General features: G+C 66.5%; 22 protein-coding genes and 1 pseudogene. 14 read left to right on the top strand and 9 right to left on the bottom strand.

Annotated elements, in window-relative coordinates; genetic code table 11:
- Positions 1-659 precede the first annotated feature (659 nt).
- The 4 genes and pseudogenes from N3J91_02995 (at position 660) to N3J91_02980 (ending at position 3833) form a co-directional block, all read left to right on the top strand.
- Positions 660-920 (top strand): annotated as a pseudogene (locus N3J91_02995) (transglutaminase domain-containing protein).
- A 381-nt stretch (positions 921-1301) separates the two neighbouring features.
- Complete coding sequence (locus N3J91_02990) at positions 1302-1520, top strand: hypothetical protein (GenBank protein ID MCX8155416.1); 219 nt, start codon at positions 1302-1304, stop codon at positions 1518-1520.
- Between the two features lie 129 nt (positions 1521-1649).
- Positions 1650-2819, top strand: coding sequence for a site-specific DNA-methyltransferase (locus N3J91_02985; protein MCX8155415.1), 1170 nt, complete (start codon positions 1650-1652; stop codon positions 2817-2819).
- Between the two features lie 9 nt (positions 2820-2828).
- A complete protein-coding gene (locus N3J91_02980) occupies positions 2829-3833 on the top strand; it encodes an HNH endonuclease (protein ID MCX8155414.1) in 1005 nt (334 codons plus the stop codon).
- Positions 3834-3866: 33 nt separating this feature from the next.
- Here N3J91_02980 and N3J91_02975 read toward each other — a convergent pair whose 3' ends face one another.
- Entirely contained in the window at positions 3867-4169 is a 303-nt protein-coding gene (locus N3J91_02975; protein MCX8155413.1) for a hypothetical protein, read from the bottom strand.
- Positions 4170-4192: 23 nt separating this feature from the next.
- Between N3J91_02975 and N3J91_02970 the strand changes: the two genes are divergently transcribed.
- Positions 4193-5671, top strand: coding sequence for a sulfatase (locus tag N3J91_02970; GenBank protein MCX8155412.1), 1479 nt, complete (start codon positions 4193-4195; stop codon positions 5669-5671).
- Between the two features lie 13 nt (positions 5672-5684).
- Positions 5685-7907 (top strand): hypothetical protein, encoded by a 2223-nt coding sequence (locus N3J91_02965; protein ID MCX8155411.1) that lies wholly within the window; start codon positions 5685-5687, stop codon positions 7905-7907.
- Between the two features lie 11 nt (positions 7908-7918).
- On the opposite strand, the gene N3J91_02960 is transcribed toward N3J91_02965, so the two are convergent.
- Positions 7919-9820 (bottom strand): hypothetical protein, encoded by a 1902-nt coding sequence (locus N3J91_02960; protein ID MCX8155410.1) that lies wholly within the window; start codon positions 9818-9820, stop codon positions 7919-7921.
- Between the two features lie 264 nt (positions 9821-10084).
- On the opposite strand from N3J91_02960, the gene recA reads away from it, so the two are divergent.
- Together recA and N3J91_02950 are read left to right on the top strand one after the other, a co-directional pair.
- Complete coding sequence (gene recA / locus N3J91_02955; GenBank protein MCX8155409.1) at positions 10085-11086, top strand: recombinase RecA; 1002 nt, start codon at positions 10085-10087, stop codon at positions 11084-11086.
- 68 nt (positions 11087-11154) lie between these two features.
- Positions 11155-11901 carry a hypothetical protein gene (locus N3J91_02950; protein MCX8155408.1) on the top strand — a complete coding sequence of 249 codons (747 nt, stop codon included), beginning with the start codon at positions 11155-11157 and terminating at the stop codon, positions 11899-11901.
- 22 nt (positions 11902-11923) lie between these two features.
- Here N3J91_02950 and N3J91_02945 read toward each other — a convergent pair whose 3' ends face one another.
- From N3J91_02945 to N3J91_02925, 5 genes are all read right to left on the bottom strand, one after another.
- Complete coding sequence (locus N3J91_02945; protein MCX8155407.1) at positions 11924-13180, bottom strand: hypothetical protein; 1257 nt, start codon at positions 13178-13180, stop codon at positions 11924-11926.
- 175 nt (positions 13181-13355) lie between these two features.
- The gene (lpxB, locus tag N3J91_02940) at positions 13356-14549 is read right to left on the bottom strand and encodes a lipid-A-disaccharide synthase (protein MCX8155406.1); all 1194 of its coding nucleotides are present in this window, start codon (positions 14547-14549) and stop codon (positions 13356-13358) included.
- 8 nt (positions 14550-14557) lie between these two features.
- Positions 14558-15907, bottom strand: a complete 1350-nt coding sequence (locus tag N3J91_02935; GenBank protein MCX8155405.1) for an O-antigen ligase family protein — start codon at positions 15905-15907, stop codon at positions 14558-14560.
- Between the two features lie 15 nt (positions 15908-15922).
- The gene (locus tag N3J91_02930; GenBank protein MCX8155404.1) at positions 15923-16954 is read right to left on the bottom strand and encodes a hypothetical protein; all 1032 of its coding nucleotides are present in this window, start codon (positions 16952-16954) and stop codon (positions 15923-15925) included.
- 6 nt (positions 16955-16960) lie between these two features.
- Positions 16961-17395, bottom strand: a complete 435-nt coding sequence (locus N3J91_02925) for a hypothetical protein (GenBank protein ID MCX8155403.1) — start codon at positions 17393-17395, stop codon at positions 16961-16963.
- Between the two features lie 143 nt (positions 17396-17538).
- Here N3J91_02925 and N3J91_02920 point away from each other — a divergent pair, with 143 nt between their 5' ends.
- From N3J91_02920 to N3J91_02910, 3 genes are all read left to right on the top strand, one after another.
- Complete coding sequence (locus N3J91_02920) at positions 17539-18348, top strand: electron transfer flavoprotein subunit beta (protein MCX8155402.1); 810 nt, start codon at positions 17539-17541, stop codon at positions 18346-18348.
- A 25-nt stretch (positions 18349-18373) separates the two neighbouring features.
- Positions 18374-19414 (top strand): electron transfer flavoprotein subunit alpha, encoded by a 1041-nt coding sequence (locus N3J91_02915; GenBank protein MCX8155401.1) that lies wholly within the window; start codon positions 18374-18376, stop codon positions 19412-19414.
- Positions 19415-19481: 67 nt separating this feature from the next.
- Positions 19482-20075, top strand: coding sequence for an RsmD family RNA methyltransferase (locus N3J91_02910; protein MCX8155400.1), 594 nt, complete (start codon positions 19482-19484; stop codon positions 20073-20075).
- 25 nt (positions 20076-20100) lie between these two features.
- Here the strand turns inward: N3J91_02910 and N3J91_02905 are convergent, their stop codons facing one another.
- Positions 20101-20475, bottom strand: coding sequence for a DUF393 domain-containing protein (locus tag N3J91_02905; GenBank protein ID MCX8155399.1), 375 nt, complete (start codon positions 20473-20475; stop codon positions 20101-20103).
- Positions 20476-20534: 59 nt separating this feature from the next.
- Positions 20535-23246, bottom strand: a complete 2712-nt coding sequence (locus tag N3J91_02900) for a right-handed parallel beta-helix repeat-containing protein (protein MCX8155398.1) — start codon at positions 23244-23246, stop codon at positions 20535-20537.
- A 176-nt stretch (positions 23247-23422) separates the two neighbouring features.
- On the opposite strand from N3J91_02900, the gene N3J91_02895 reads away from it, so the two are divergent.
- The 3 genes from N3J91_02895 to N3J91_02885 form a co-directional block, all read left to right on the top strand.
- The gene (locus tag N3J91_02895; GenBank protein MCX8155397.1) at positions 23423-24250 is read left to right on the top strand and encodes an alpha/beta hydrolase; all 828 of its coding nucleotides are present in this window, start codon (positions 23423-23425) and stop codon (positions 24248-24250) included.
- The gene (locus tag N3J91_02890) at positions 24247-26124 is read left to right on the top strand and encodes a M48 family metallopeptidase (GenBank protein MCX8155396.1); all 1878 of its coding nucleotides are present in this window, start codon (positions 24247-24249) and stop codon (positions 26122-26124) included. Before N3J91_02895 ends, N3J91_02890 begins: the two co-directional genes overlap by 4 nt.
- 28 nt (positions 26125-26152) lie before the next feature.
- Positions 26153-26503: CNNM domain-containing protein (locus N3J91_02885; protein MCX8155395.1), on the top strand; the 351-nt coding region annotated here is incomplete at its 3' end.

The raw sequence follows: 26503 nt of genomic DNA, 5'->3' as shown, positions 1-26503 counted from the left end.
GGGTGGGGGTGTGGGTGGTGGGGGCGGTGGCGGGGGCGGGGGTGGTGCTGGGTTTGCGCGAGGCCAGCGTGCTGGTGAATCATTTGCAGACGCTCTGGATGTCGGGGGCCTCGGGGCGGGGGCAGGACGCGCGGGAAACGCGCACGATGATCGGGCAGATGGGGCGCACGAAAGGGTCGGGGCGCATTGTGATGCGGGTGACGGTGCCGGCGGGGAGCCAGGGGGTGCCGTTGTTGCGGGAGACGACGTACACGCTGTACCGGGGCGAGGTATGGCAGAGCGGGGGCGCGCGCCGGGAATTTATGCCGGTGTATCCGGAGACGAATGAGACGTCGTGGGTGTTTTTGGCGGCGCCGGCGCGGCACGAGGTGGTGATCAGCGCGTATTTGGAGGGCGGGCGCGGTCTGCTGGCGGCGCCGCACGGGGTGACGCGGCTGGACGAGCTGCCGGTGTTTGATTTGAAGACCAATTATCTGGGGGTGGTGCGGGTGGATGTGGGGCCGGGGCTGGTGGAGTACCGGGCGCGGAGCGGGGAGACGGCGACGATGGACGGGCCGCCGGAGCCGGCGCTGGATTTGGAGGTGCCGGAGGTGGAGCGTGCGGCGCTGGCGCAGGTGGCGGCGCAACTGCGGCTGGCGGAGCTGCCGCCGGCGGAGCGGGTGCGGGCGGTGGAGCGGTTTTTCCACGTGCAATTTGAGTACAGCCTGTACCAGAGCATGGCGGCGGCGGCGTACACGAATACGGCGCATGCGACGCCGCTGGCGTGGTTTTTGTTGGAGGGGCGCAAGGGGCATTGCGAGTACTTTGCCACGGCGGCCACGTTGTTGCTGCGGCAGGCGGGGATTCCGGCGCGGTACACGGTGGGTTGGAGCGTGCAGGAGGCGGCGGGGCCGGGGAAATATGTGATACGGGGGCGGCACGCGCATGCGTGGTGCATTTATTATGACGCGGCGGCGGGGCGGTGGCAGGAGCTGGACGCGACGCCGGGCACGTGGCTGGGGAGGGAGGAGAATGCGCGGGCGTGGTGGGAGCCGGTGGCGGACGTTTTTTCGTGGTTGTACTGGCAGTTTTCGCGGCTGCGGTGGGGGCAGGGCCGGTTGCGGCAGTACGTGTTGGTGGTTTTGCTGGCGGCGGTGGCGGTGCTGGCGGCGCGCTTTGCGTGGGAGGCGCGGCGGCGGCGGCGGGCGGTGGGAGGGGCGGCCGCGCGGGTGGCGCAGGGGCGGGCGGGACTGGACTCGGAATTTTACGCAGTGGAGCGGCGGCTGGCGCAGATGGGGCTGGCGCGCGCGCCGCACGAGCCGATGCGGCTGTGGCTGGAGCGGATTGCGCCGCAGTTGCCGGCGGGGCTGCCGGCGTGGGAGCCGGTGGTGCGGCTGCATTATCGGCTGCGGTTTGATCCGCGAGGCCTGACGCCAGAGGAGCGGGAGCGGTTGCGGCGGGAGAGCGCGGCGCTGCTGGCGGGGCTGGCGGCGGCCCGGCCTGCGGCACGCAAGGCCCAGGCCAAGGGAGAGCGGGTTTGAGCGGACTACTGGGCCCGGTTGAGGGCAGGCTGGCAAGGCTAGGCGGACGGGGGATGGTCAGGTAATTATGGCGCTTGCCTGTAAAACGGGCGGCGAGTTAGATATGTCGTGTTGGAAGTTTGATGCGCTATGGCAAGCCATCCGGATGTTGAATGTCCTGCTCCTGCCAGGCTGGTTCACAAGACACGCTTGGGGCACATTTATTTGGGTGATTCATTGGCGCTTTTTCGGGATTGGATTGCCGAGCAGTCTGTTGATTTGATCATGACCAGTCCGCCGTTTGGATTGGTGCGCAAAAAGGACTACGGCAATGTTGCCGCGGATCAGTATGTGGAGTGGTTTCGACCTTTTGCCCGCGCATTCCAGCGCGCCCTTAAACCCAACGGATCCCTGGTGATTGACATAGGCGGAGCTTGGAATCCCGGCCACCCCACCAAGAGTCTTTATCAATACGAGCTTCTTATCTGCCTTTGTCGGGAATTTGGATTTCATCTGGCGCAGGAATTTTTTTGGTGGAATCCGGCTAGACTTCCCACGCCGGCCGAGTGGGTGACTGTCCGGCGGATTCGTGTCAAAGACGCCGTCAATTGTATTTGGTGGCTCTCCCCGAGTCCCTGGCCCAAAGCCAGCAACCGGCGGGTGCTGCAGCCTTATTCAGAAAGCATGAAAGAGCTGCTGGCCAAGGGCTATAAGCCCAAATTAAGGCCATCTGGGCATGACATCTCGGATAAATTCGGAACCGATAACGGAGCGGCCATTCCCCCCAATCTGCTGGCCATTGCCCACACGGAAAGCAATTCGAGGTATATTCGCTATTGCGCGGAAAATGGCCTTAAACCCCATCCTGCCAGGTTTCCCTGCGAGCTGCCTGAATTTTTCATTCGCATGTTAACAGACGCCCACGATTTAGTTGTCGATCCTTTTGCGGGAAGCTGCGTGACCGGGGAAGCGGCGGAGAAGTGCGGCAGGCGTTGGATTTGTTGCGAGGTGGTATATGAATATGTGCGGGGAGCGGTCGGACGGTTCACGCCCTCAACAGGCGTCAGTTATTCCTCCGACTCTCCGGCTGCCGACGAACAGGAGGGAACGTGGTACCGGGTCTACAAACCGGGACTCAAGTGGAATGGGGTTGAGGATGATCCTTTGCCTGCGGACGGCGGCCTTAAGCGCCCAAAACGCCAGCCAAGGGACAAACCGCACGGAGGTCAAACACCCCGCGAGACCGAGCCGGTTCAGATGTTATTGATGGAGACGGCCTCGGCCGAGGTCAAGAAGCGTAAAAAGCCTAAAAAGCAATAAAGGCCAGTTATGGCGGTTCGTTTGAAAAAAGCTGTTTTGTTGGAGCGCATGGTAGCAGGCCTAAGGCTCTCTGGCTGGAACGCTGCTGTTTTGAGGGCGGAGCATCCGTTCGAGGTTTCTCTCGTCCACCCTGAGCTGTGTTTGGTGGTTATATGTTACATTTGGAATTTAACCTATGGCGGCAAACCGCGTAACCCCAACGAGCTCCGGATTCAAATCACGGGCATTGACCAGTTCCAGGTGAGAGAAGGCGCAAAGACGTTGTTGTTGGGATGGAGTGAGGAGGAGCAGGTTTTTGCAGGTTTTGATGTTACTAAGCACTTGCTCTCCATGAAGGGACGCTCGCCTTCCTTGCAAGTGCGCATCGAAACGCTGCGCCAGGCAAAAGAAAAAGGATTTTTTCCCCAGATTCGTGCCAATGAGGAGATTGTCATCGCGTTTCGCCCCGACTTTTTTGCGGCTTACGTCCAGGAGATGGAGGAAATGCACCGGACCGCCCAGCAACCCCTTGAGCTGGAGCATCTGTTTTCCATGGCCCGCGCGGAGCGACCGCCGCAAATCGTGGACGTACCGGCAGGGCCGCGGCGCAGTGTGCTGGCGCGCATTAACCGCAAAGTGCGGGATGCACGCTTTCGTAAGAATGTCCTGGCGGCTTACGAGTATCGCTGTGCTGTCAGCGGCATCCAGCTGGAGCTTGTCGAGGCGGCTCACCTGATTCCGGTGGAGCATGAGCGCGGCACCGATGAACTGAAGAATGGAATCTGCCTGAGCGCGTTACACCACCGGGCTTTTGATCTGGGGTTGATCGGCATAAAAAAGGATTATTCAGTCATCATCAACCAGCGGCGCCTGCAGGAACTTCGCCGCACGGGATGGGATGGCGGAGCGGAAAAATTTCAGAGCACCTTGCGTGATCAGATTCTTCTGCCCGCTCGGCGCGATCATTACCCTGATCCGGAATATTTGGTTTTCGGTCAGTTTTTGCGTGGCTGGTCTGAGAAAGACCTGACCTAAATGAGAGGAAATGTGAGCGAAGTGCGTGCGCCGTTATTTGTTATTACCTGAATACTTCCCGCTCGGCGGCTGGCACAACGATGGAGGACAAGCAAACTGATTGAACAGCTTGTAACCGGGAAACGCTCTTGCCGTCGAATAATCAAGCACTACCTCCACCCCTGATAAATCGGGGGGTTGATGAAGAACAACCAGCTGCGCGACTATGCGGGAGGAAATTTGCAACATAATTCCCCCTTTTTTGAGCGTTCTTTGCCAGCCATTTAACGCATCAAGATTGAGGGAGGCCCGGCTGGCGGCGGGGGACGGCGCTTGATATTTTGGGGGGGATGGCATAGGGTGGGGGGCGAGTTCAGCGTATGCATGTCCTGGCCATGCGGGTGTGGGTGTTTTCCGTATTGTTCCCGGTATTGCTGCCGGTGTGGGTGGCGGCGGCCACGCCGCCGAATGTGGTGATTTTATTTGCCGATGATCTGGGCTATGGGGATGTGGGGTGCTATGGGGCGCGGGATATTGCCACGCCGCATCTGGACCGGCTGGCGGCCGAGGGGGTCAGGTTCACACGGTTTTATGTGTCGCAGCCGGTGTGCTCGGCGTCGCGGGCCTCGTTGTTGACGGGATGTTATGCCAATCGGGTGAGCGTTCATGGGGCTTTGGGGCCGCGGTCGGCGGTGGGGCTGCATCCGCAGGAGACGACGCTGGCGGAGGTGTTGAAGGCGCGGGGCTATGCCACGGCGCTTTTGGGGAAATGGCATTTGGGGGATCGGCCGGAGTTTTTGCCGACGCGGCAGGGGTTCGAGGTGTATTTTGGCCTGCCCTATTCGAATGACATGTGGCCGTATCATCCGGACTACGTGAATTTGCCGCCGGAGCAGGCGCGGCGCAAAGCGGGGTATCCGGATTTGCCGTTGTATGAGAACGAGCGCATCCGGGTGGCGCCGGTGACGGCCGAGCATCAGGCGCAGCTTACGACGTGGTACACGGAGCGGGCGGTGGGGTTCATTGAGCAGAATCGGCGGCGGCCGTTTTTTCTGTATGTGGCGTATGCGATGCCGCATGTGCCGTTGTATGTGTCGGAACGATTCAAAGGGCGGTCGGGGCGTGGGTTGTATGGGGATGTGATCGTGGAAATAGACTGGAGCGTGGGCGAGATTTTGGGCGCGCTGCGGCGGCACGGGCTGGAGGGGCGGACGCTGGTGATCTTCAGTTCGGACAACGGGCCGTGGCTTTCGTACGGGAATCATTCCGGGTCTGCCGGGCCGTTGCGGGAGGGGAAGGGGACGGTGTGGGAGGGGGGTGTGCGGGTGCCGGGGTTGATGCGATGGCCGGGGCGGATCCCGGCGGGGCAGGTATGCACGCAGCCGGCGATGACGCTGGATTTGCTGCCGACGATTGCGCGGCTGGCGGGGGCGGCGCTGCCGACGAACAAAATTGACGGGCAGGACATCTGGCCGCTGATGGCGGGGCATCCCGGGGCGGTCAGCCCGCATGAGGCTTATTATTTTTATTATCAACAGAACGAGCTGCAGGCGGTGATGAGCGGGCCGTGGAAGCTGATTCTGCCGCACACGTACCGCACGATGCAGGGTCAGGCGCCGGGCCGGGATGGCCGGCCGGGGACGTATCGGATGGTGAAAGTGGAGCGGCCGGAGCTGTACCAGGTGGACGAAGATCCCGGCGAGACGCGCGATTGGGCGGCCGAGCGTCCTGACGTGGTGACGCGCCTGCTGGCGCTGGCGGAGCGGGCCCGGGCGGAGCTGGGGGATGCGCTGACCGGGCGGCAGGGCGCGGGGGTGCGTCCGGCGGGGCGTGTGGCGGCGGCGGCGGCGGCTCCTTGAATCTTTTTATTTTATGAACAACACGTCTCACGAAGTCACCAACTCGCGGCATCGCTGGCGATTTTTCATGGCCGGCGGTTTTGACCAGGTGCATTTGAACACCGGCGACGATTTGCGGGCGCTGGGGCAACTGGATCAAACGTTGTGGGTGGCGCTGGCCTGTCCCACGCGGGGGCTGGAGCTGGATGCGGCCACGCTGGATTTGATGGACACGGACAAGGATGGGCGCATCCGGCCGCCGGAGCTGCTGGCGGCGGTGGAGTGGGTGTGTGGGGTGGTGAAGGATCCGGGCTGTTTTTTGACGCCGGGGGAGTCGCTGCCGCTGGCGCAGTTCAATGAGGCGCATCCGGAGGGGCGGGCGCTGCTGGCGGCGGCGCGGCAGATTTTGCGGAATCTGGGGCGGCCGGAGGCGGGGGAGATTGCGCTGGGGGACACGATGGATCCGGCGCGGATATTTGCGCATACGGTATTCAACGGGGACGGGGTGGTGCCGCCGGAGGCGGCGGGGGAGGAGGCGGTGCGCGAGGTGTTGCAGGACATGCTGCAGTGTGTGGGCGGGGTGCCGGATCGGAGCGGCAAGCCCGGCGTGAATGCGGCCAAGGTGGAGCAGTTTTTCCAGGCGGCCAGCGCGTATGTGGCGTGGCGGCAGCGGGGGGCGGGGGATCCCGCCATCTGGCCGCTGGGCGAGGCCGGCACGGTGGCGGCGGTGCAGGCGTTGCAGGCGGTGCGCGCCAAGGTGGATGATTATTTTGCGCGGTGCCGGCTGGCGGCGTTTGATGCGCGCGCGGCGGGGCCGTTGAATCGGGAGGAGAAGGAATATGCGGCGGTGGCGGCGCAGGAATTGAGCGCGGAGGCGCGGGAGTGCCGGAGCCTGCCGCTGGCGCGGATTGAGGCCGGCAGACCGCTGCCGCTGGGGGAGGGTTTGAATCCGGCGTGGGCCGCGGAGATGGCGGCGTTTCGGGCGGTGGCGGTGGTGCCGGTGCTGGGGCCGCGGACGGAGCTGGCGGAGGGGGACTGGCTGCAGTTGCAGGCGAAACTGGGGCCGTGCCAGGCCTGGCTGGCGGCGAAAGCGGGGGCGGAGGTGGAGCGGCTGGGGCAGGCGCGGGTGGAGGCGATTTTTGGGGGGCCGGCGCGGAAGGCCATTGAGGAGCTGATGGCGCAGGATCTGGCGGTGAGTGTGGAGTCCAACGCGGTGCTGGCGGTGCAGAAGCTGCTGCGTTTTCGCCGCGATCTGCCGAAGCTGCTGGTGAACTTTGTCAATTTTCGGGACTTTTACAGCCGGCGGGACAAGGCGATATTCCAGGCCGGTTCGTTGTACCTGGATCAACGGCGGTGCGATTTGTGTTTGCGGGTGGAGGATGCGGGGCGGCATGCGGCGATGGCGGGGCTGGCGGGGACGTATCTGGCGTACTGCGATTGCGTGCGGCGGGGCACGGGGGAGAAGATGCAGATAGTGGCGGCGTTCACCAATGGCAGCTCGGACAATTTGATGGTGGGGCGCAACGGGGTGTTTTATGACCGGCAGGGGCGGGACTGGGACGCCACCATCACGCGCATTGTGGACAATCCGATCAGCCTGCGGCAGGCGTTTTGGGCGCCCTACAAAAAATTTGTGCGGTTGATTGAGCAGCAGGTGGCCAAACGGGCGGCGGCGGCGGAGGCGGCCTCGACGGCCAAGCTGGAGAGCGCGGCGGCGACGGCGGCCACGCTGGACAAGGCGAAACCGGCGGAGGCGAAGAAGATTGATGTGGGGACGGTGGCGGCGTTGGGGGTGGCGGTGGGTTCGATCGGCACGGCGTTGAGCATTCTGGCCACGGGGCTGATGAAGATTGAGTACTGGCAGATTCCGCTGGTGTTTGCGGGTTTGATGCTGCTGATCAGCGGGCCGTCGGTGATCATGGCGTGGCTGAAGCTGCGGCAGCGGAATCTGGGGCCGATTTTGGACGCCAACGGGTGGGCGGTCAACGCCAAGGCGCGGATCAACGTGCCGTTTGGGGCGGCGCTCACGCGGGTGGCGCGGCTGCCGGAGGGGGCGCAGCGGGATTTGGTGGATCCGTTTGCGGAGAAGAAAAGCCCGTGGCCGTATGTGGCGGTGGTGGGGGTGATTTTGTGGCTGACGTATCAGGTGTTGGATCGGCAGGGGCTGATCCATGCGTGGACGCACGGGTGGTTGGGGAAACCGGCGGCGGTGCAGGCGGCGCCGGCGGAGGGCAAGGGCCAGGGCAAAGGCCCGTGAGGCGGGGCAGCCTAAAACTTCAGCTCGGTGGTTTGGACGCGCGCCACCCACTTGATGCGCTGGCCGGCGAGGCCGGTGACGCGCAGGATGAGGGCCTTGTTGGTGTTGTCCGCGGCGACCTGGGGGTTGGGGATGCCGGTGATGTCGGAGCCGAGGGCGGTGACGGAGGGGGTGCCGACGAGGGAGACGGTGCCGGCGACATTTTTGATGACGCCTTCGAGGCGGAAGCCGGCGGAGCCGCCGGCGTTGTTGCGGGCGGCGATCATGATTTGAAAGGACCAGGTGCCGTTGGTGGGGACGAGCATGCGCTGGGTGCGGCCGTCGAGGAAGAGTTCGAGGGTGGCGGCGTTGGTGGTGGTGCGGCGGAGGACGTACAAGGAGGATTGGGCATCGCCCCAGGAGTTGTCCATGCCGCTGGCGTAGGCGAGCTGGCCGTAGCTGAGGGCCGCGGCCTGGGCGCCGCCGGGGATGGTGGCGTAGGCGGCGCCGGGTTGGACCCAGTTATCGGCGCCGCCGCCGACGGTGCCGAAATGGGCGTTGTCATCCACGTAATTATAGTAGCCGCCGGCGATGGTGGCGTCGTCGCTGTTGCCGATGTAATTGAGTTCGCCGCCGCCGACGGTGGCGCCATAGGCCAGAGTGTCCACGAGGTTGCTGAAGCCGCCGGCGATGACGGAGATGTTGCCCCGGTTGGTATTGTACAAGCCGCCGCCGATGAAACTGCCGGCGGCGTCCTGGCTGATGGTGTTGTAGCGGCCGCCGCCGATGCTGGAGCTGGCGGCGCCGGCGAGGAGGGAATTGTAGGCGCCGCCGCCGATCCAGCCGGCGGGGGCTTCCGTGCCGATGGTGTTGAAGTTGCCGCCGCCGATGACGGCGTGCTGGCTGTTGGTGTTGACGTAATTTTCCTCGCCGCCGGCCACGACGGCGAAGTGGCTGAAGCTGTCAATCCAGTTGCCGGTGCCGCCGCCGATGAAGGCGGACCAGGTGTTGGTATAGACGACGTTGCCGTAGCCGGCGACGACGGCGGATTCATTGGCGTTGCTGTGGACGAGGTTGTAGCGGCCGGCCCCGACGAAGGCGAAGGCGCCGCCGACGGCGTTGGCTTCGGCGCCCTGGCCGCCGCCGGCGATGACGGCGCCGAGGGTGCCGGGGAAGGCCAGGTTGGCGGCGTCGCCGCCGATGAGGTTGGGGACGCCGGTGGTGGGCTGGGCGAGGAGGAAGCGGGTGTTATTGACGCGCAATTCGAGGGGCTGGTTGTCGGCGGTGCCGAGGAAATGGGAGCCGGGGAGGGTGCCGGCGTTGCCGGTCAAGGCCCAGGCGGGGCCGCCGGGGCCGGGGCCGCTGATGACGAGGGTGTTGCCGCGGGGGTTGATGGTAATGCCGTTGGTGCCGCTCAACTGGACGGCGTCGCGGAGGCCGTTGAGACTGGTGACGATCTGGTTGGTGGCGATTTTGGTCAGGGTGACGGCGCCGTCCTTCAAGCTGGCGGTGTTGACGGCGTTGGCGGTCAGGGCCTGGGCCACGGCGGCATTGGCGGCGAAGGTGGCATAGGGGGCGGGGAGGAGGGGCTGGCGCGGCGTGAGGGGCGTAAAGGCGCCGCCGCCGGCGGGGCGCACGGCCACGGCGAGCCAGAGGGCGGTGCCGTTGAAGGGGGCGGGGCCGAAATCCACCTCGGCGGAGAAGAGGCCGTTGGAGACGCTGACCTGGAGATTGGTGATTGGGCCGGCGAGGGGCGCGCCGCCGGAGGGGGTGTCAAAGAGGGTGAAGGTCAGGTCGTACAGCCCCTGGGCGGGCTGGCCTTGCTGGGTTAGCCGTCCTTGATAGAGGAAGGCGCTGCCGAGAGGGGCGGCCGCCAGGGTGAGGGTCAGGGAAAGGAAAAGCATCCCTGCGTGAAGACCAAAGGTGTGTTTCATAAGTTGCAAAGCCATCAAACGATGCTGCGTAACATATAGACGAGGGGGATGGCTGCCGCCATCAAAAAGGCAGGGGGAGCGGGGCGTGGGGGAGGGTGAGGGGCGGGCGGATTCCGGCATTGACTTCAAGCGGGCAACCCGTTATTCCCGACGCCAGAAAAACAACACGACATTATGGCCGCCAAATCCGCCGAGAAAACCGCCCCCGCCGAGAGTAAAGCCGCGAGTGATGCCGCCAAGCAGCAGGCGGCGCGGCAGCGGGATCTGGAGAACGCGATAGCCACGATCACCAAGGCGTATGGGGATGGGGCGATCATGCGGCTGGGGGAGGCGCGGGCGGATCGGCAGATTGAGGTGATTCCCACGGGGGCGCTGGCGATGGATCTGGCGCTGGGCGTGGGGGGCATTCCGCGGGGGCGGGTGGTGGAGATTTTTGGGCCGGAGTCGTCGGGGAAGACGACGTTGATGCTGCACGTGATAGCCAACGCGCAGAAGGCGGGGGGGCAGGCGGCGTTTATTGACGCGGAGCATGCGCTGGATCCGGCGTATGCCAAGCGGCTGGGGGTGAATCTGGATGAGCTGCTGGTGTCGCAGCCGGACAGCGGGGAGGAGGCGCTGAGCATTTGCGAGACGCTGGCCCGGTCGAATGCGCTGGATGTGATTGTGGTGGACTCGGTGGCGGCGCTGGTGCCCAAGGCGGAGCTGGAGGGGGAGATGGGGATGGCCACGATGGGGATGCAGGCGCGGTTGATGAGCCAGGCGCTGCGGAAATTGACGGCGATTCTGGCGAAGGCCCGGACGACGTGCGTGTTCACCAATCAAATACGGGAGAAGGTGGGGGTGATGTTTGGGAACCCGGAGACGACGCCCGGGGGCAAGGCGCTGAAGTTTTACGCCAGTGTGCGGATTGACATCCGGCGCCGCGACAGCATCAAGGACGCCGCGGGGAATGTGGTGGGCAATCATGTGAAGGTGAAGATTGTGAAGAACAAGGTGGCGCCGCCGTTTGCGGAGGCGGAGTTTGACATTCTTTTCAATCAGGGGATCAACCGGGAGGGGAGCATTTTGGATGTGGCGGTGGAGCATGGGGTGGTGGACAAGAAGGGGGCGTGGCTGCAGTTTGGGGGCGAGCTGATCGGGCAGGGCCGGGAGGCGGCGGAGCGGGCTCTGCGGGAGAATCCGGCGCTGGCGCAGAAGATCGTGGAGGCCATCATGGCGAAGCGCGCGCAGGCGCAGGCGGCCGCGGAGGGGGGCGGCAAGAGCTAGCGGTGCGCGCGGGGGCGGGCGGGGGATTCAGGCTTGCTTTTGCTCGAGAGCTGCTTCAGGGTTGCTTCATGGTAACGCCCACCTGCCAGAAGTGCCGCAAGACCATACCGGCGGAAGATGTGAACGTGGCGCAGGATGTGGCTTTTTGCCGGTGGTGCAATGTGGCGTATGTGCTGTCGGAATTGACGCAGGAGAGCGGGCTGGAGGCGGAGGTGGATGTGAGCCGTCCGCCGGGGGGCGTGACGGTGCGGAATGACGGGGTGTGGCGGGTGATCCGGGCGACGCATCGCTCGCTGGTGGCGGCGGCGGGATTGTTGTTTGTCTGCCTATTTTGGAATGGGATCTTGTCGGTGTTTGTGCTGCTGGCGCTGGCTTCGACGCTCATGCATTTGGGGGTGAATCTGCCGGAGTGGTTTCCGGCCATTGACATGAAGGAGAACGCGATGCCGGTGGGGATGACGATTTTTCTGTGGATTTTTTTGACGCCGTTTATCGTGGTCGGGCTGGGCATGTTTTTTTCGTTTTTAAGCAGTCTGATGGGGCACACGGAGGTGCGGCTGCGGGCCACGGAGGGAGTTATATACAGCGGGATCGGGCCGTTGAAGTGGCCGCGGCGTTTTGCGCCCGGGGAGGTGAAAAGGGTGCGGTTGTCGGAGGAGGAGCACTACACGTCGAAAGGGGGACGGCGGACAACCAAAGCCATCGTGCTGGAGCTGGAGAACGGCAAGAGTCTCAAGTTTGGCACGGCCCTGACAGATGAACGGCGGGCGTTTGTGGCGGCGGCATTGCGGCAGGAGCTGGCGCACCGGCTGTGAGGGGGCCGGGGCGGGGCGGGGGCTAGTAGGGTTGGAGGCGGCGGTAGGCGGTCATTTGGAGGGGGGTTTGGGAGGGGTAATGGATCAGCATGTCGGGCAGCCGCATGAGGACCCAGGGCTGGTAGATGTCGGCGCCGTTTTTGGTGAAGACGATGTCATCGGCGATATAGACGCACATGTGGACGGCGCGCCACATCTGACCGGGTTCGTAGAGGAGGATGAGATCCCCGAAACGGGTGGGCCGTTCGATGCGCTCATATTCGGTGGCAAGGGCCGTCTGGATGTATTGGGAGTCGAGGAAACGAGGGTCGGGGTTATCCCGGCCGAAATTCATGGAGGTCCAGAAACAATCGGGCGCGCGCACCATGAAGCGGTTGGTGGGGTGGGGGTAGGTGTAGAGCAGGGATTGGGCAAGCGGGGGGAAGAAGTAGGAAACATTGAGCGAGGCGCCGCCGGGGGCGCGGGCCATGCTTTCGAGGAGGGGTTTGAGGTTGCGGTTGCGGCGGGGGGAGCCCCAGTAATTCAGCAGGGGCGTGACATCCGCCCGCTCGGGGACGTGGAGGGTGACGATGAGGGTGGGGACGCGGGAGAGGGCGCGGGCCAGGGCGCGAACTTCGTTGGTGGGGAGGGTGAGGCGGAAGTAGTGGGCGTCGTAGAAGCAAAGGCGGTGGTCCTGCTGGCACATCATGCGGCGGAGGGCGGCGAGGGTGTCGGGGCTCAGGCCGCTTTGGGCAAACCATTCGTCGAAGCCGTCGGCGCGGTACACGAAGGGGTAGCGCTGGGTGAGGTTTTCGGGGTGGCGGGCCAGCTCGGCGTAGAGGCGTTGGCGGAGGTCGGGGGGGAGGTCCCGCACGAGGTCGAGCGGGGGTTTGAGGATGACTTTATGGGGATGGATTTCCCAATGGTTGGTGTCGAGCAGCCGGGGCAGCCATTCGGGGGGCGGTTGGAGGGAGCGAAGCAGTTCGGCCAGTTGATCGGGGTGCATGCCCGGGAAATGCCAGGCCAGGGGAGGCACGGGGGCATCGTCCTGGAAGTATTCCTCGGGCCGCTCGATGACGATGGGGGTGACTTCGAGCTGGCCCCAGGGCTGGTCGGCGGTGGCGGCAACGGGGTTGGTGGAGGGGGCTGGGGGCTGGGGTTTGCGGTTGGCCAGGGAGTTCCACAAAACGGCCACGACGATGCCCAAGATTAGAAACAACCCATTCCAAGGGCTGAACCGCCAGCGCCCGGAAGACTTGGCCGTCCTCCGTGTTTGCGCTGCTCTACCCTTCACCTTCATGAAGAAACCAACATATAAATGAAAAGACGAGGGTGTATGCCCGAGGGGTTACGGCGGGGTAAGAAGAATTATATACCGTTTTATTAGGATATATAATTATTTGCGAAAGAATTGATTACAAAAAAGGCTGGCATCGAAGCCGTCCCGGCTGGCCGGGGCGCCGGGCCGGTGGCGTTCAGGAGCGCGTGGGGGCGGGCGGCGGGTCCTGGGGTGGGGGCAGGAGGTCGGCCACGAGGCGGGCGGCGCGGGCGGCGGCGCCTGGACCGCCCAGTTGGGCCATCAGGGTGCGCAGTTGGGCGCGGACGGCGGCGGCGTGTCCGGGGTGTTCGAGGAAGCCGAGGGCGGCCTGGGCGAGGGCCTTGGGGGTGGCCTGGTATTGGATGAACTCGGGGAAGATGGGGGAGCCGGCGAGGAGGTTGGGCATGGTGAGGGAGGGGACGGTGACGAGGCGGCGGGCCACTTCGTAAGTGAGCCAGGAGGTGATGTAGAGGGTGACGGTGGGGACGCCGAAGTAGGCACATTCCATGGTGACGGTGCCGGTGCAGGCGAGGGCCACGGAGGCCTGGCGCAAGTGGTTGGCAAGGCCGCCCACCTGGACGGAGACGGCCGGCGCGGCGCCGTGGGCGAGGGCGAGGGCGCGGAGGCGGTCATCGGGGAGGACCATGACGGCCGAGGCGGCGGGCACTTTTTGTTGGATGAGGGCCCAGGCGCCCAGGAGCGGGGGGAGGTGGCGTTTCAGCTCGGCGGTGCGGCTGCCGGGCAGCAGGAGGACGCGGGGCGGGCCAGCGGGTGGGGTGGGAGGGGGCGGGGGATGGCGGTCGAAGAGGGGATGGCCGACAAATTCGACGCGGAGGCGGGGGGCGTGCTGGGCGTACCAGGCTTTTTCGAAGGGAAAGATGCTGAGGAGCAGGTCGAAGTCGCGTTCGAGGGATTTGGCGCGGCCGGGGCGAGAGGCCCAGACCTGGGGGGAGACCATCTGGACGAGGCGGGGGTGCCATGAGGCGTCGGGCAACCGGCGGGCGAGGGCCTTGACGGCGTGGGCAAAGCGGCGGTTGAAGCCGGAGAAATCCACGCAGAGGATGACGTTGGGGCGGCGGGCGGCGGCGAGCTGGAGGAGATGATGAAAAATCTGGCGGAATTTCCAGTAGTGCCTGGCCACCTCCCAAAGCCCCACGACGGCGTGCTGGGTCATGTCCACGGCCAACTCGACGCCGGCGGCGGCGAGGCGTGGGCCGCCGGCGCCGAAGCAGCGGGGTGGCGGCTGGTGGTTGTCGCGGGCGTGGTGGTGGAGGGCGGTGATGAGTTCGGCGGCGAGGATGTCGCCGCTGGTTTCGCCGGCAATCACCATGATGGAAGGGGAGTCGGGCATGAGGCGGCTCAGGGAGGGCTCAAGGTTTCCGCGCGGAGCCAGCCCAGCCAGAGGAAGGCGGGCCAGGCGAGGGCGGGAATATAGAGGCCAAACTCGACGAGGCTTTGGGCGGCCCAGGCGAGGAGGCCGAGCCAGGCGGCGGCGGGCCAGGCGGAATGCCAGCGTGGGGGGCGGGTGGCGGCCAGGAGTCCGGCCAGGGAGAGGGAGTAGAGGAGCAGGCCGGGCAGGCCGGAATCGGAGGCTTGCTGGAGGTAATCGTTGTGGGCGAGGCGGGTGGGTTCGGCTTCCGGGGGTTTGCGGGTGCGATAGACGGAGGCGAAGGTGCCGGGGCCGGTGCCCAGCCAGGGGTGTTCGAGGGTGTTTTGCCAGGCGATGCGCCAATAGGTGAAGCGGGCGGCGGCACTGGGGGCGCCGCGGGAGAGGTACTCAGCGTATTTCCAACAGAAGCCCAGGAGACCGGCCAGGAGGACGGCGCCGGCGAGGGCGGCTTTGTAGCGGGGGGCCCAGGGGCCCAGCCAGAAGATGACGAGGATCAAACCGAGGGCGATGAGCCAGCCGGCTTTGGAGCCGGTCCAGAACAGGCAGGCCGCGCCGGCCAGGGCAACCAGCGCGGCGAGGGCGGCCGCCAGGGGGCGGGAGCGGCGGCGGCCCAGGCGCCAGGCCAGTGCGGTGGCCGGCGGCAGGGTGAGGAGCAGGCCGCCGGCGAAGGCGTTGGGATAGAAGAAGGTGGAGAAGATGCGGTTGCTGGCCAAGCGGGCGCGGAATTCCGGGGTGTCGAGGGTGGCGCGGAGGTCGGGGGGCAATTGTTCAAACTGGCGGCGGGTTTCTTCGAGGCCGCCGAGGCGCTGGTCCCAGCCGTTGAGGAGGGTGACGGCGACTGCCAGGGTGAGGATGGCCCAGAAATAATCGGGGTGGCGGGTGCGGGCGAGGACAAAGCGGCCGGCGACAAAACAGGCGACACAGGCCAGGAAATGGGGCAGGACGAGGCGGGTGAGCCGCGGCTCGACGGAGAAGGCGGCGGCGAGTGTCTGCCAGGCGAGCCAGGCGAGCAGGAGCCAGGGCAGGGCGCGCGTCCAGGGTTTGAGGGGCAGGGGGCGCGGGGGCGGCGGCAGGCGCCAGGCGAGGGCGACGGCGCCGAGCAGCCAGAGGCCCAGGAGGGCATAGCCCCAGCGTGGCGGCCAGGGAAGGAGGGTCAATTCCCAGAGGTTTTGGGGGGCGTGCACTTTTTCGGCGAGGATGACGGGGCTGCCCAGTTTGACGAGGGCCACGCCGAAGATGGCGCCGCTCCACAAGGCGAGCCAGGCGCTGGCGCGCCCGGGGGGCAGCGAAGGGGCAGGGAGCGGCGGCGGCGCAGCCATGGGGGAGGGGGAGGGCTAGAGTTGCATTTTGAGGAGGCCGACTTCCAACACGAGGGCCTCCTGGGCGTTGGTGCGGAGGCGGGCGGCCATTTCTTCCATGATTTCGAGGTTGGCCTGGGCCTGCGGGGGCTGGAGGCGGGCGGCGGCCTGGCGGGTGGCCGATTCGAGGGCGGGGAGGGCGAGGAGGGCGGCGGGGGTGTTTTGGGTGGCCAGCCAGACATCGCGGAGCCACCATTCGAGGGCCTGGAGCAGCTCGCCGCGCTGGCGGCGGTATTCAGCCTCGATGGCGGCCTTGAGTTCAGCCTCCCATTGTTCTTTCAGTTCCGGCTCGGCGTCGGGGTATTTTTGGAGGGGGGATTGGGCTTCGAGGCGCTGGGCGATGGATTCGCGGAGGCGGGTGAGCTGGGCGGCCAGCTCGCCGAGGAGGCGGTAACGGTCCAGGAGACTTTTGCCGGTGGCGGCGAGGGCGGAGGCGAAGTGGTGCAACCAAGATGCGATGTCCGGGGCGAGGCGGGGGCCGCTGCCGGAGAGGTTGAGGCGGAGGCAGCGGGAGAGGATGGTTTCGAGGAGGTTTTGGGGCTCGGTGCTGAGGAGCATGAGGACGGTGCCGGCGGGGGGTTCTTCGAGGGTTTTGAGGAAGGCGTTGGCGGCGCTGAGGTGGAGGCGGTCGGCTGCGACGAGGATGGCCACCTTGTGGTGGGCCTCGGTGGGGCGGAGATTGAGCTCGCGGATCAGCTCGCGGACTTGCTCGGTCTTGATGACGCGGGTTTTGGACTCGGGGCGGAGCCAGAAGACATCGGGATGGAGCTCATCGAGCACTTTGCGGCAGGGGAGGCAGGCGCCGCAGGGGTCGAGGGGCAGGCCGGCGTGGCCGCGGCGGGGGGGTTGGAGGCAGTTGACGGTCATGGCGAGGGCGCGGGCGGCGGCGGTCAGCTCATCGAGGTCGGGGCCGGTGAAGAGGTAGGCGTGGCCGAGGCGGCCCTGGTTGAGGCTGCGCTGCAACAGTTCGAGGGCGGGCTGGCGGGCGGCCAGTTGGGAGAGGGTCATAGGGCGTTACTCGGGCAAATCTTCGGGTTCGGATTTGGGGGGCCGGGGCGGGGGAAAGAGGCGGACGAGGAGGGGGATGCGGCCCTTGATTTCGCCGTCGAGGGAGATGTCCACGGAGTAGAAGCCTGGTTTGTCGAATTTCATGTGCTGGATGTTCACGATGAAGTTGCGGGAGACGAAGATGGCTTCTTCGGGGACCTCGACCTGGATGGGCATGGTGATGGGGGGCATGACGGGGCGGCCGTCTTCGTCCACGAAATTGAGGCCGACTTTGTGGGCGCCTTCCTCCATTTTATCAAACACCACGCGGAGGGCCACGGAGCACTGGGGGTGGACGGCGGGCATTTGGGCGGCGTTGATGGTGTCGAAGGTGCCCAGGATGTTGAGTTTGCCCTGGGAATCGGTGGCGGCATCGCACAACGAGGCAACTTGTATTTCCATAACCCCTGTTGTTTAACGCGGCGGCGGGCAAAAGGCACGCGAAAATCGAGCGTGGGCGGGGTGGGCGGGGAGGGGAGTGCAAAAACCTTGCCAAGCGCGCGGGAGTTGTGGCCTGCTAAGGTGCGCAACGGGCTAAAAAGAGTATGAGCAATGGATATCAGATGGTGGTGTGCGGCAGCGTGGTGCCGGATCCGCTCCAGACGCTGGAGCCGGTGAGCAGCGCCGCCGGGCCGGCGTTGAAGAATGAGATGATGCTGCCGATGGTGCTGGATCCATGGGCCAGCCATGCGTTGTATGAGGCGGCGCATCTGGCGGGCAAGCACGCGGGCAGCAAGGTGTGGCTGGTGAGTGTGGGGCCCAAGCCCAAGCTGCAGCAGGTGATGATGACGGTGGCGCAGAAAGTGCCGTTTGAGCTGGTGGCGGTGGATGGCCCGGCCTCGGGGTTCACGGATGCGGCGGAGACGGCGGCGGCGCTGGCGGAGGCCATACGGGGTTTGGCGGGGCTGGAGCTGAGCCGGTTGTTGTTGTTGGGGGGGGGGGAATCGGCCTCGGGGGGGGCGGGGGCGACGCTGGCGATGGTGGGGGAGCATCTGGGGATAACGGAGCAATTTCAGGGGGTGGACGAGCTGACGGTGCAGGCGGACGGGACGCTGCGGATTTTGGAGCGGGTGGAGGGGGGGCGGCATCAGATCAGCGTGTGCGCCGGGCCGCCGGCGGTGCTGGGGTGGGCCACGGGGAATTTGCCGGAGCCGCGCAACAATCCGCAAATTGGGATGATGAACATGCGGGGGATCATGCCGGCGCTGCAAAAGGCGCGGGCGGTGAAGCTGGCGGGGGAGGGGTTGAGCTATGTGCAGGTGACGCTGCCGCGGCAGCAGCGCGAGACGCGGATCATCAAGGACTGGACGGCGGAGCAGGTGGCGGAGGACGTGGTGAAGTGGCTGAAGGATTGAACTGGCGAAATCAGGACATGGGCTTATGGAGACGATTTTAGCGTTGTTGTTTGTGGAAGCGGACGGCTCGCTGGGCAAGGCGGCCCGGGAGACGCTGGGGGCGGCGCGGCAGCTCAGCGAGGCGCTGGGCGGGGCGGCGTGGGTGGCGGGACTGGCGGGGGAGACCACCGCGGCCGGGGCGGCGCAGTTGGGGGGGTGCGGGGCGGGGCGGGTGTTGCAGGTGAGCGGGGCGGAGCTGGCGCAGGCGCGGTATGCGACGGATGCGGCGGCGGCGGAGGCGCTGGCGCGGCAGGCGGGGGCGACGGTGATTCTGGCGCCGGCCAGCTCGCGGGTGAATCGGATTCTGCCCGGGGTGGCGCACCGGCTGAAGGGGCGGGTGGATACGCACATTACGGGTTTGAGCGTGGCGGAGGGGCAGTTGACGGCGACGCGGTGGTTTTACCGGCAGCGGATGGAGGCCGCCCTGCGGCGCACGCAGCGGCCGTGGTGTCTGGCGCTGGAGTCGGGCTGTTTTCCGGCGCTGGAGACTGCCGGGCCGGCGCCGGCGGTGGAGACGGTGGCGCTGCCGGCGGGGCTGGGGTCGCGGTCGCGGGTGACGGGTTATGCGGCGCCGGCGGCGGATGCGCAGACGATCCGGCCGGATGCGGAGCTGTTGTTTGTGGCGGGGGCGGGCTGGACGAAGAAGCAGGCCGACGGGCAGGCGCATGTGGCGGAGGCGGAGCGGTTGATTTTGGAATTTCTGCGGTTGAGCCGGGCCTCGCTGGGGAGCAGCAAATCGCTGGTGGATTTGAGCGGGGAGGGGCAGGCGGTGCTGTCGTTTTTGACGCATTTGAATCAGATTGGGCAGACGGGCGCGACGCCGCGGCATCCGAAGGGGCTGGCCACGTGCTGCCACGGGGAGGAGCCGCACACGGTGGGGTGGCGGTTCATCACGGAGCGGCGGGCGGTGAATTTGGATCCGAATTGCGGCTGGGCGCGGGGCAAGGCGGATGTGTTGTACGTGGCGGATGCTTTTGCGGTGATGCGGAAGGTGAATGAACTGCTGGCGGCGGGCGCCCCGGGTTGAGGGGGCGGGAAATCGTGGTTTCCGGGGCGGTCGAGATGAGGGCCGCCGGCTGGGGCTGCGGCAGGTTATGCGCATAATCAGCGGCACAGCGGGGGGGACGCTGCTCAAGGCGCCCAAGGGTCTGGATGTGCGGCCGACGCCGGATTTGGTGCGGCAGGCGGTGTTCAACAGTCTGGGCCTGCGGGTGGCGGGGGCGCGGGTGCTGGAGTTGTTTGGGGGGACGGGGGCGTTGAGTTTGGAGAGCCTCAGCCGGGGGGCGACGTTTGCCCTGTGCATTGAGCGATCGGCCAAACATGCCCGGTTTATTCAGGAGAATGCGCGGGCGTGCCGTTTTCCGGGGGAGGCGCTGCAGGTGCGGGTGATGGATGTGTACACGGCGCTGCCCCAACTGGCGGAGGCGGGGGAGCGATATGAGCTGATATTTGCCGATCCGCCGTACGGGGAGAAAAATGTGGGGTATCGGTCGCAGTCGCACGCGCAGCGGCTGCTGGATCATCCCGCGCTGCCGGGGCTGCTGGCGGAGGGGGGGTGGTTCATTTTGGGCCACGCGCGGCGAGACAGTTTGGAGGTGCCCGAGCCGTGGGAGGAGCTCAAGGTGCTGAAGCATGGGGATTCGTGGATGCGCTTTTTGCGGGTGCGGGGCGAGGCCAGCGGGGCGTGAGGCGGCGGGGGGGGCGGCCCGTTCATTATTCCGGCGGGTCGTGGGCGCAATCAGATCCTCCCAGGCAGTGGCGGCGGGCGGCCACGGCGCGGTAGGCGCGTTCGGCGAGCGGGAGGGCGCCGGGCAGGAAAAGCAGCAGGGCGGGGAGGCAGAGGAGGGGCAGGCGGAGCGCGATGAAGCGGAGGGCGGCGGCGCCGGCCAGGACGCGGCCATCGGCCGCGAGGCAGTGGAGGGCCTGTTGGAGATGGGCTGGAGAGATACCGCGGGTTTGAGCCAGGGACAAGGCGGCGTGGGCGGGGAGGCAATGCAGGTGGTGGAGCCAGTCGAGCTGCTGCAGGAGGCGGACCATGCGGGTGCAGAAGGCGCAATGACCGTCGTAGATGAGCAGGTGTTGGGCCATGCGTGGGGGGGTCTGGTTCACCGCCGCCGCGGCGGCGGGGCGGGGCGGGCATGGGGTGGTCAGGGCTTGGGCAGGGCGAAGTTGTCGAGGTAGAAGGAGGTGTTGGTGTTGGCGCTGCTCATGAAGCCCACCCAGGTGAGTTTTTGGAATTTGGGGTGGGCATGTTTGAGGTTGCGGAATTCGCGGCGGGGCTGGCCGGCGGGGGTGACGGCGAGATGCCAGAGGCCGGAGAGGTTGGGGCCGACATCGGCGACGATTTCGAAGTGCACCCAATGGTTGAGGGGGAGGGGCAGGGACTGGCCGGCGGCGGAGAGCTGGCCCTGGCGGATGGCGAGCATGGGGCCGGTGCGGTAGTCGCTTTCGCTCCAGTCGCGCCATTCAAAGACGACGTGGGAGGCCTGCTCGACGCGGAGGTCGAAGGAGTTGGTGAGGGTGCCGCGGGGGTGGTCCACGTGGAGGTAAAGGTGGGGCTGCCACTGGTGTTGGAGGCCGGGGGCGTCGGTGATTTTGAGGCTGTGTTTGCCGCTGGCGGCGGTTTCATCGGTGACGAGGATGGCATCGCCCTTGTTTTCGACGGAGAGGGCAAAGAGCCGGGGGCGCTGGCCGGGGGCGCTGCGCTCAAAGGTTTCGTGGACGGCGAGGGGCGATGGGGGCGGGGGCTGGCGCATGGGGGGAAAGGAGGCGTTGCGGGCCTTGGCCAGCCAGGCGGCGTCGCCATAGACGCCGGCCTTGGTGTAGTCGAAGGGCTGGAAGCCGAGGCGCAGGGCGGGGGAGTTGGGGCGGAGGCGGAAGTCGCCGCGGGCGGGGTCCACGAAGAGGGGGTCGGCGATGACGCTGCCGGTTTCGCGGCCGGTGGCGGCCTGCCAGTCGGCGAGGGATTTGCCGTTGAAGGTGGGTGGGTGGAGGGGATTCCAGTAGAGGTTGTTGCGGGTGAGGTGGCGGTTGGTGTGCCAGGGGCCGGAGTAGGCGGGGCTGGCGTTGGTCCAGTAGATGATGTTGCGTTCGAAGGTGAAGGAGAGGTGGGGTTCGACGCGGGTGATTTGGAGTTGGTGCTGGAGGCTGTTGAGGAGGAGGTTGTTGCGCAGGATGTTTTCGCGGCCGTAGTGCTGATGGAAGCTGCCGGTTTTGGTGTTATAGACGAGGTTGTTTTCGAAGAGGATGCCGGTGCTGCCCTCGTCGGTGTAGAGGCCCCAGCCGCCGTAGGAGTAGGCGTAGATGGTGTGGAAGACGTTGTTGGTGACGACGGTGCCTTCGGAGGGTCCGAGGGTGTAGATGCCGCCCATGTCGCTGAGCATCCAGTAGCCGAGGTGGTGGACATGGTTGAAGGCGATGACGTTGCGTTTGGCGAGGCTTTCGGCGTAGCCCCAGCGCCAGCCGGCGCTGATGCCGGTGTAGAAGAGGTCGGCGATTTCGTTGTGGGTGATGTGGTTGTCGCCGCTGTGGCCGATCCAGACGCCGACGGCGCAGGGGAAGAGGCAGCCGCCGTGGCGGATGATGTTGTTGTCCACGGTGACGCGGAAGGTGCGCTCGGGTTCTTTGGCGATGGTGGTTTCGCCGATGCGGACGCCGCCGGCGCCGAAGTCAAAGAGGTGGCAGCGCTGGATGAGGATGTCGCGGCAGCCTTTGCGGAACCAGATGGCGTAGGTGCCGATGTGGCCGATTTCGCAATCTTCGACGCGGACATGGCGGGCGCCGTCGGCCTGGAGCACGGCCTCGATGGGGGCGGCGGCCTGGGCGGGTTCGAAGCCGGAGGGGGGCGTGAGCCATTGGGCGTGATGGAAGGTGAGGCCGCGGAAGTGGAGGTGCTCGACATAGCGGCCGTTGGGGGCGTCGCCTTTGAGGATGATGAACTTGTCCACGACGGGGGCGACGACTTCGGCGCGGGTCATGTCCTCGCCGGGGCGGGGGAGGTAGGTGAGGGTGCCGTTGCGGGCGAGGAACCACTCGCCGGGGGCGTCGAGGGCGCGGCGGTAATTTTCGAGGATGTAGCCGTTGTTCATGCGCCAGGGGTTCCAGGGTTTCATGCCTTCGCCGGAGGTGATGAGGGCTTTTTCCTCGGCGTCCACGCGGTCCAGGAAACGGCGGGTGTTGTCCCAGTTGTGATAGACGACGAGGTTGACGTCTTTAAGTTCGTCGTCGGTCAGGCCGGCGATGGCGGGGAAGTCTTCGGGGCGCATCCAGAGGGTTTGGCGGGCTTGTTTGGCGCGGCGGTCGCCGCCTGTGAGGGGCTCCTCTTTGACATCGGCGAGGTAGAACCAGAATTGATTGGGGGAGCGGGCGCGGGTGGCGCGGCGGCCGTTGACCCAGAGCTGTTCGAAGTACCACTGGCCGGCGGCGACATCGGGGAGCTGGGCCTGCCAGAGGCCGTTGGTGGCGCGCTGGAAGCCGCGGATGATGCGTCCGCCGCTGAAGACGGGGCGGGCGCCGGGGGCGGCCTGGTAGGTGATGGGGGCGGAGGGGGTGCCGCTGTCCTCGAGTTCAAAGAGGAGGGGCGCGGTGAGGGTGTAGCGTCCATCGGCCACCAGCACGCGCACGGGCTCGCGCAAGGGGCCGGCGGCCTTGAGCCGGCGGAGGGCGTCGCGGGCGCCGGTGAGGGAGGCGAGGGGGCCGTCGGTGCGGGCGGGATTGGGTTTGGGGAGGCGGCCGGACCAGGCGTCATTGCCGTTGGGGGCGACGTGCAAATCCAGGGCTTGCAGCGGGGCGGCCAGGGCCAGGCTGAAAGCGAGGAGGGTGGCGGGGCGCCAGGGCAGGCAGGAGAGAAGCGATTTCATGGGCGTCATGTTTCCCGCGGTCACGCCGCCACTCAAGCGTAAAAGTGGCGGTTGTGGGGCGGGCGGGGTTGGGGGCGGAGGGGCGGGTTGCATCCGGGGCGCGATTGGGATAGGGTGGGGTCATGCGATTACCCTGGATTGGATGTTGGCTGGCGGGCGGATGGCTGGCGTGTTTGATGGCGCAAACCGAAGTGCCGGTGCCGTTGTGGCCCCAGGGCGCGCCTGGCGCGCTGGGGAAGGAGCCGAAGGACATTCCCACCTTGACGCCGTATCTGGCGCCGGCGGAGAAGGCCAGCGGGGCGGCGGTGGTGATTTGTCCGGGGGGCGGGTATGGGGCGCTGGCGAGCCATGAAGGGCATGATTATGCGTTGTTTTTGAATCAGCAGGGGGTGCATGCGTTTGTGTTGAAATACCGGCTGGGGACGGCGGGATACCGGCATCCGGCGATGCTGCAGGATGTGCAGCGGGCGCTGCGGCTGGTGCGGGCGCGGGCGGGGGAGGGGGGGGGGGACAAGGGGCGGGGGGGGGTGATGGGCAGCAGCGCGGGGGGGCATTTGGCGGCGACGGTGTTGACGCATTTTGACCGGGGGGTGGCGGGGGCGGCGGATGTGGTGGAGCGGGAGAGCTGCCGGCCGGATTTGGGCATATTGTGTTATCCGGTGATCAGCATGGGGCCGCTGACGCATGAGGGGTCGCGGTTTTTTTTGCTGGGTCCCAATCCGGATCCGGAGCTGGTGAAGCTGTTGTCCAATGAATTGCAGGTGACGGCGGAGACGCCGCCGTGTTTTGTGTGGCACACGGCGGATGACGCGGTGGTGAAGGTGGAGAACGCGCTGGAGTTTGCGGGGGCGCTGAGCCGGCACAAGGTGCCGTATGCGCTGCACATTTACCCGCATGGGCCGCATGGGCTGGGGCTGGGGGACAAGCCGCCGTTTGCGCAGCCGCATCCGTGGGCGCAGGAGCTGGTGCGGTGGCTGAAGGGCTTGAAGTTCATCAAGGCATGACGGACTTTTTCACGCGCCAGGAGGAGGCCCGCCGGCGGAGCGGGTGGCTGGTGATGTATTTTCTGGCGGCGGTGGCGGGGACGGTGGTGGCGGTGTATGGGGCGCTGGTGTTGTTGTTTGCGCCGGCGGGGAGTTGGTGGCATCCGCGGCTGTTCACCGGGTCGGCGATAGGGACGCTGGCGGTGATTGCGGCGGGCAGTGTGTTTCGGATTGTGGAGCTGTCGAGCGGGGGCGGGGCGGTGGCGCGGTCGCTGGGGGGCCGGCTGGTGTCGCCGCAGACGCGGGATGTGGCGGAGCGGCGGTTGTTGAACGTGGTGCAGGAGATGTCGCTGGCGTCCGGGGTGCCGGTGCCGCAGGTGTATGTGCTGGATGAGGAGCGGGGGATCAATGCGTTTGCGGCGGGTTTTTCGGTGAATGACGCGGCGATTGGGGTGACGCGCGGCTGTTTGGAATGGCTGAATCGGGATGAGCTGCAGGGGGTGATTGCGCACGAGTTCAGCCACATTCTGAATGGGGACATGCGGCTGAATGTGCGGCTGATTGGGTTGATTGCGGGGATCATGGGGCTGGTGACGATCGGGTCGCTGCTGCTGCGGGGGACGCCTCGCCGGGGGAAGGGTTCGGGGCAGGTGGTGTTGCTGGGGCTGGCGCTGGTGGCGATTGGGTGGATTGGAGCGTTGTTTGGGCGGATGATCCAGGCGGCGATCTCGCGGCAGCGGGAATATCTGGCGGATGCGGCGGCAGTGCAGTTCACGCGCCTGCCGGAGGGGCTGGCGGGGGCGCTCAAGAAGATTGGGGCGCTGGCGCAGGGCTCGCGGGTGGAATCGCCGCGCGCCGGGGAGGCGGCGCATTTGTTTTTTTCCCGTGCGGTGAGCGCGTGGTTTTCGACGCATCCGCCGTTGGAGGCGCGGATTCGGGCGCTGGATCCGTCGTTTGACGGGGTGTTTCCCCCGCTGAGGAAGGAGGGTTGGGCGGAGGCGGCCCGGGAGCCGGCGCCCGCGGGGGCGGCGGGGGCGCGGCGGGGCGCGCGGCCGCCGGTGGCGCCGATTCCGGCGCCGCAGGTGTTGTCGCTGGCGGGGACGACAACGCGCGAGCATCTGGCGCATGCGGCGGCGGTGGTGGAGGAGCTGCCGGCGGCGGTGGCGGGGGCGGTGGCGGAGCCGTTTGGGGCGGCGGCGCTGGTGCTGGCGCTGGTGCTGGACGAGCGGCCGGAAGTGCAGCAACGGCAGTTGGAGGCGCTGGCGCGGAAGGTGGGGCGGCCGATGGCGGAGGAGGCGCGGCGGCTGCGGGAGGTGGTGGCGGGGCTGGCGCCGAGTTACAAACTGCCGCTGGTGGATCTGGCGGGGCCGGCGCTGCGGGAGCTGTCGCGCGAGCAGTACCAGAATTTCACGCGGAGTTTGCAGGAGCTGATCGAGGCGGATCAGCGGTTGGATTTGTTTGAGTTTGCGCTGCAGAAGGTGGTGCGGCGGCATTTGGAGCCGCATTTTGAGCCGCCGCGGCGGCGGGTGGTGCAATATTATTCGCACAAAGGGCTGGCGGCGGAGATTGGGCTGCTGCTGTCGGCGCTGGCGCAGGTGGGGCAGCGGGAGGGGCGGGCGGTGCAGGCGGCATTTCAGAATGGGGTGGCGCTGCTGGCGGAGCAGGGGGTGTATATTCCATTTTTTGCGTGGGAGCAATGCCATGCGGAGGCGTTGGATCGGGCGCTGGATGCCTGTCTGGCGGCCGCGCCGGGGGTGCGGCAGCGGATCCTCAATGCCATGGTGGCGACGGTGACGGCGGACGGGGTGGTGCAGCCGGCGGAGGCGGAGCTGCTGCGGGCGTTTGCGGATGCGCTGGAGTGTCCGTTGCCGCCGTTGTTGGGGGGCGTGGCGTGAGGGGGGCCATCATCAACCCAAGCCTGCCATGAGTGTGATTTATCTGGAAATACTGGCCATCGTGGTCCTGTTGTTGTTGAACGGGCTGCTGGCGATGACGGAATTGGCGGTGGTGTCATCGCGCAAAGTTCGTTTGCAGAGCCTGGCCGAGCGCGGGGATCGCCGCGCGCGGGCGGCGCTGGAGCTGGCGCGTTCACCCAATCGTTTTTTATCCACGGTGCAGGTGGGGATCACGCTGGTGGGGGTGATGGCGGGGGCGTTTGGCGGGGCGACGCTGGCGGAGCCGCTGGCCGGGGGGCTGGGGCGGGCAGGGGTGGCGGCGCCATACGCGACGAGCGTGGCGCTGGGGGGGGGGGTGGGGGGGGGGGCGTATATGTCG

The sequence above is a fragment of the Verrucomicrobiia bacterium genome (assembly GCA_026414565.1).
GTDB lineage: Bacteria > Verrucomicrobiota > Verrucomicrobiia > Limisphaerales > Fontisphaeraceae > Fontisphaera.
Note: the sequence above shows the minus strand (reverse complement) of the source record. Positions and strands in the feature narration are given on the sequence as shown.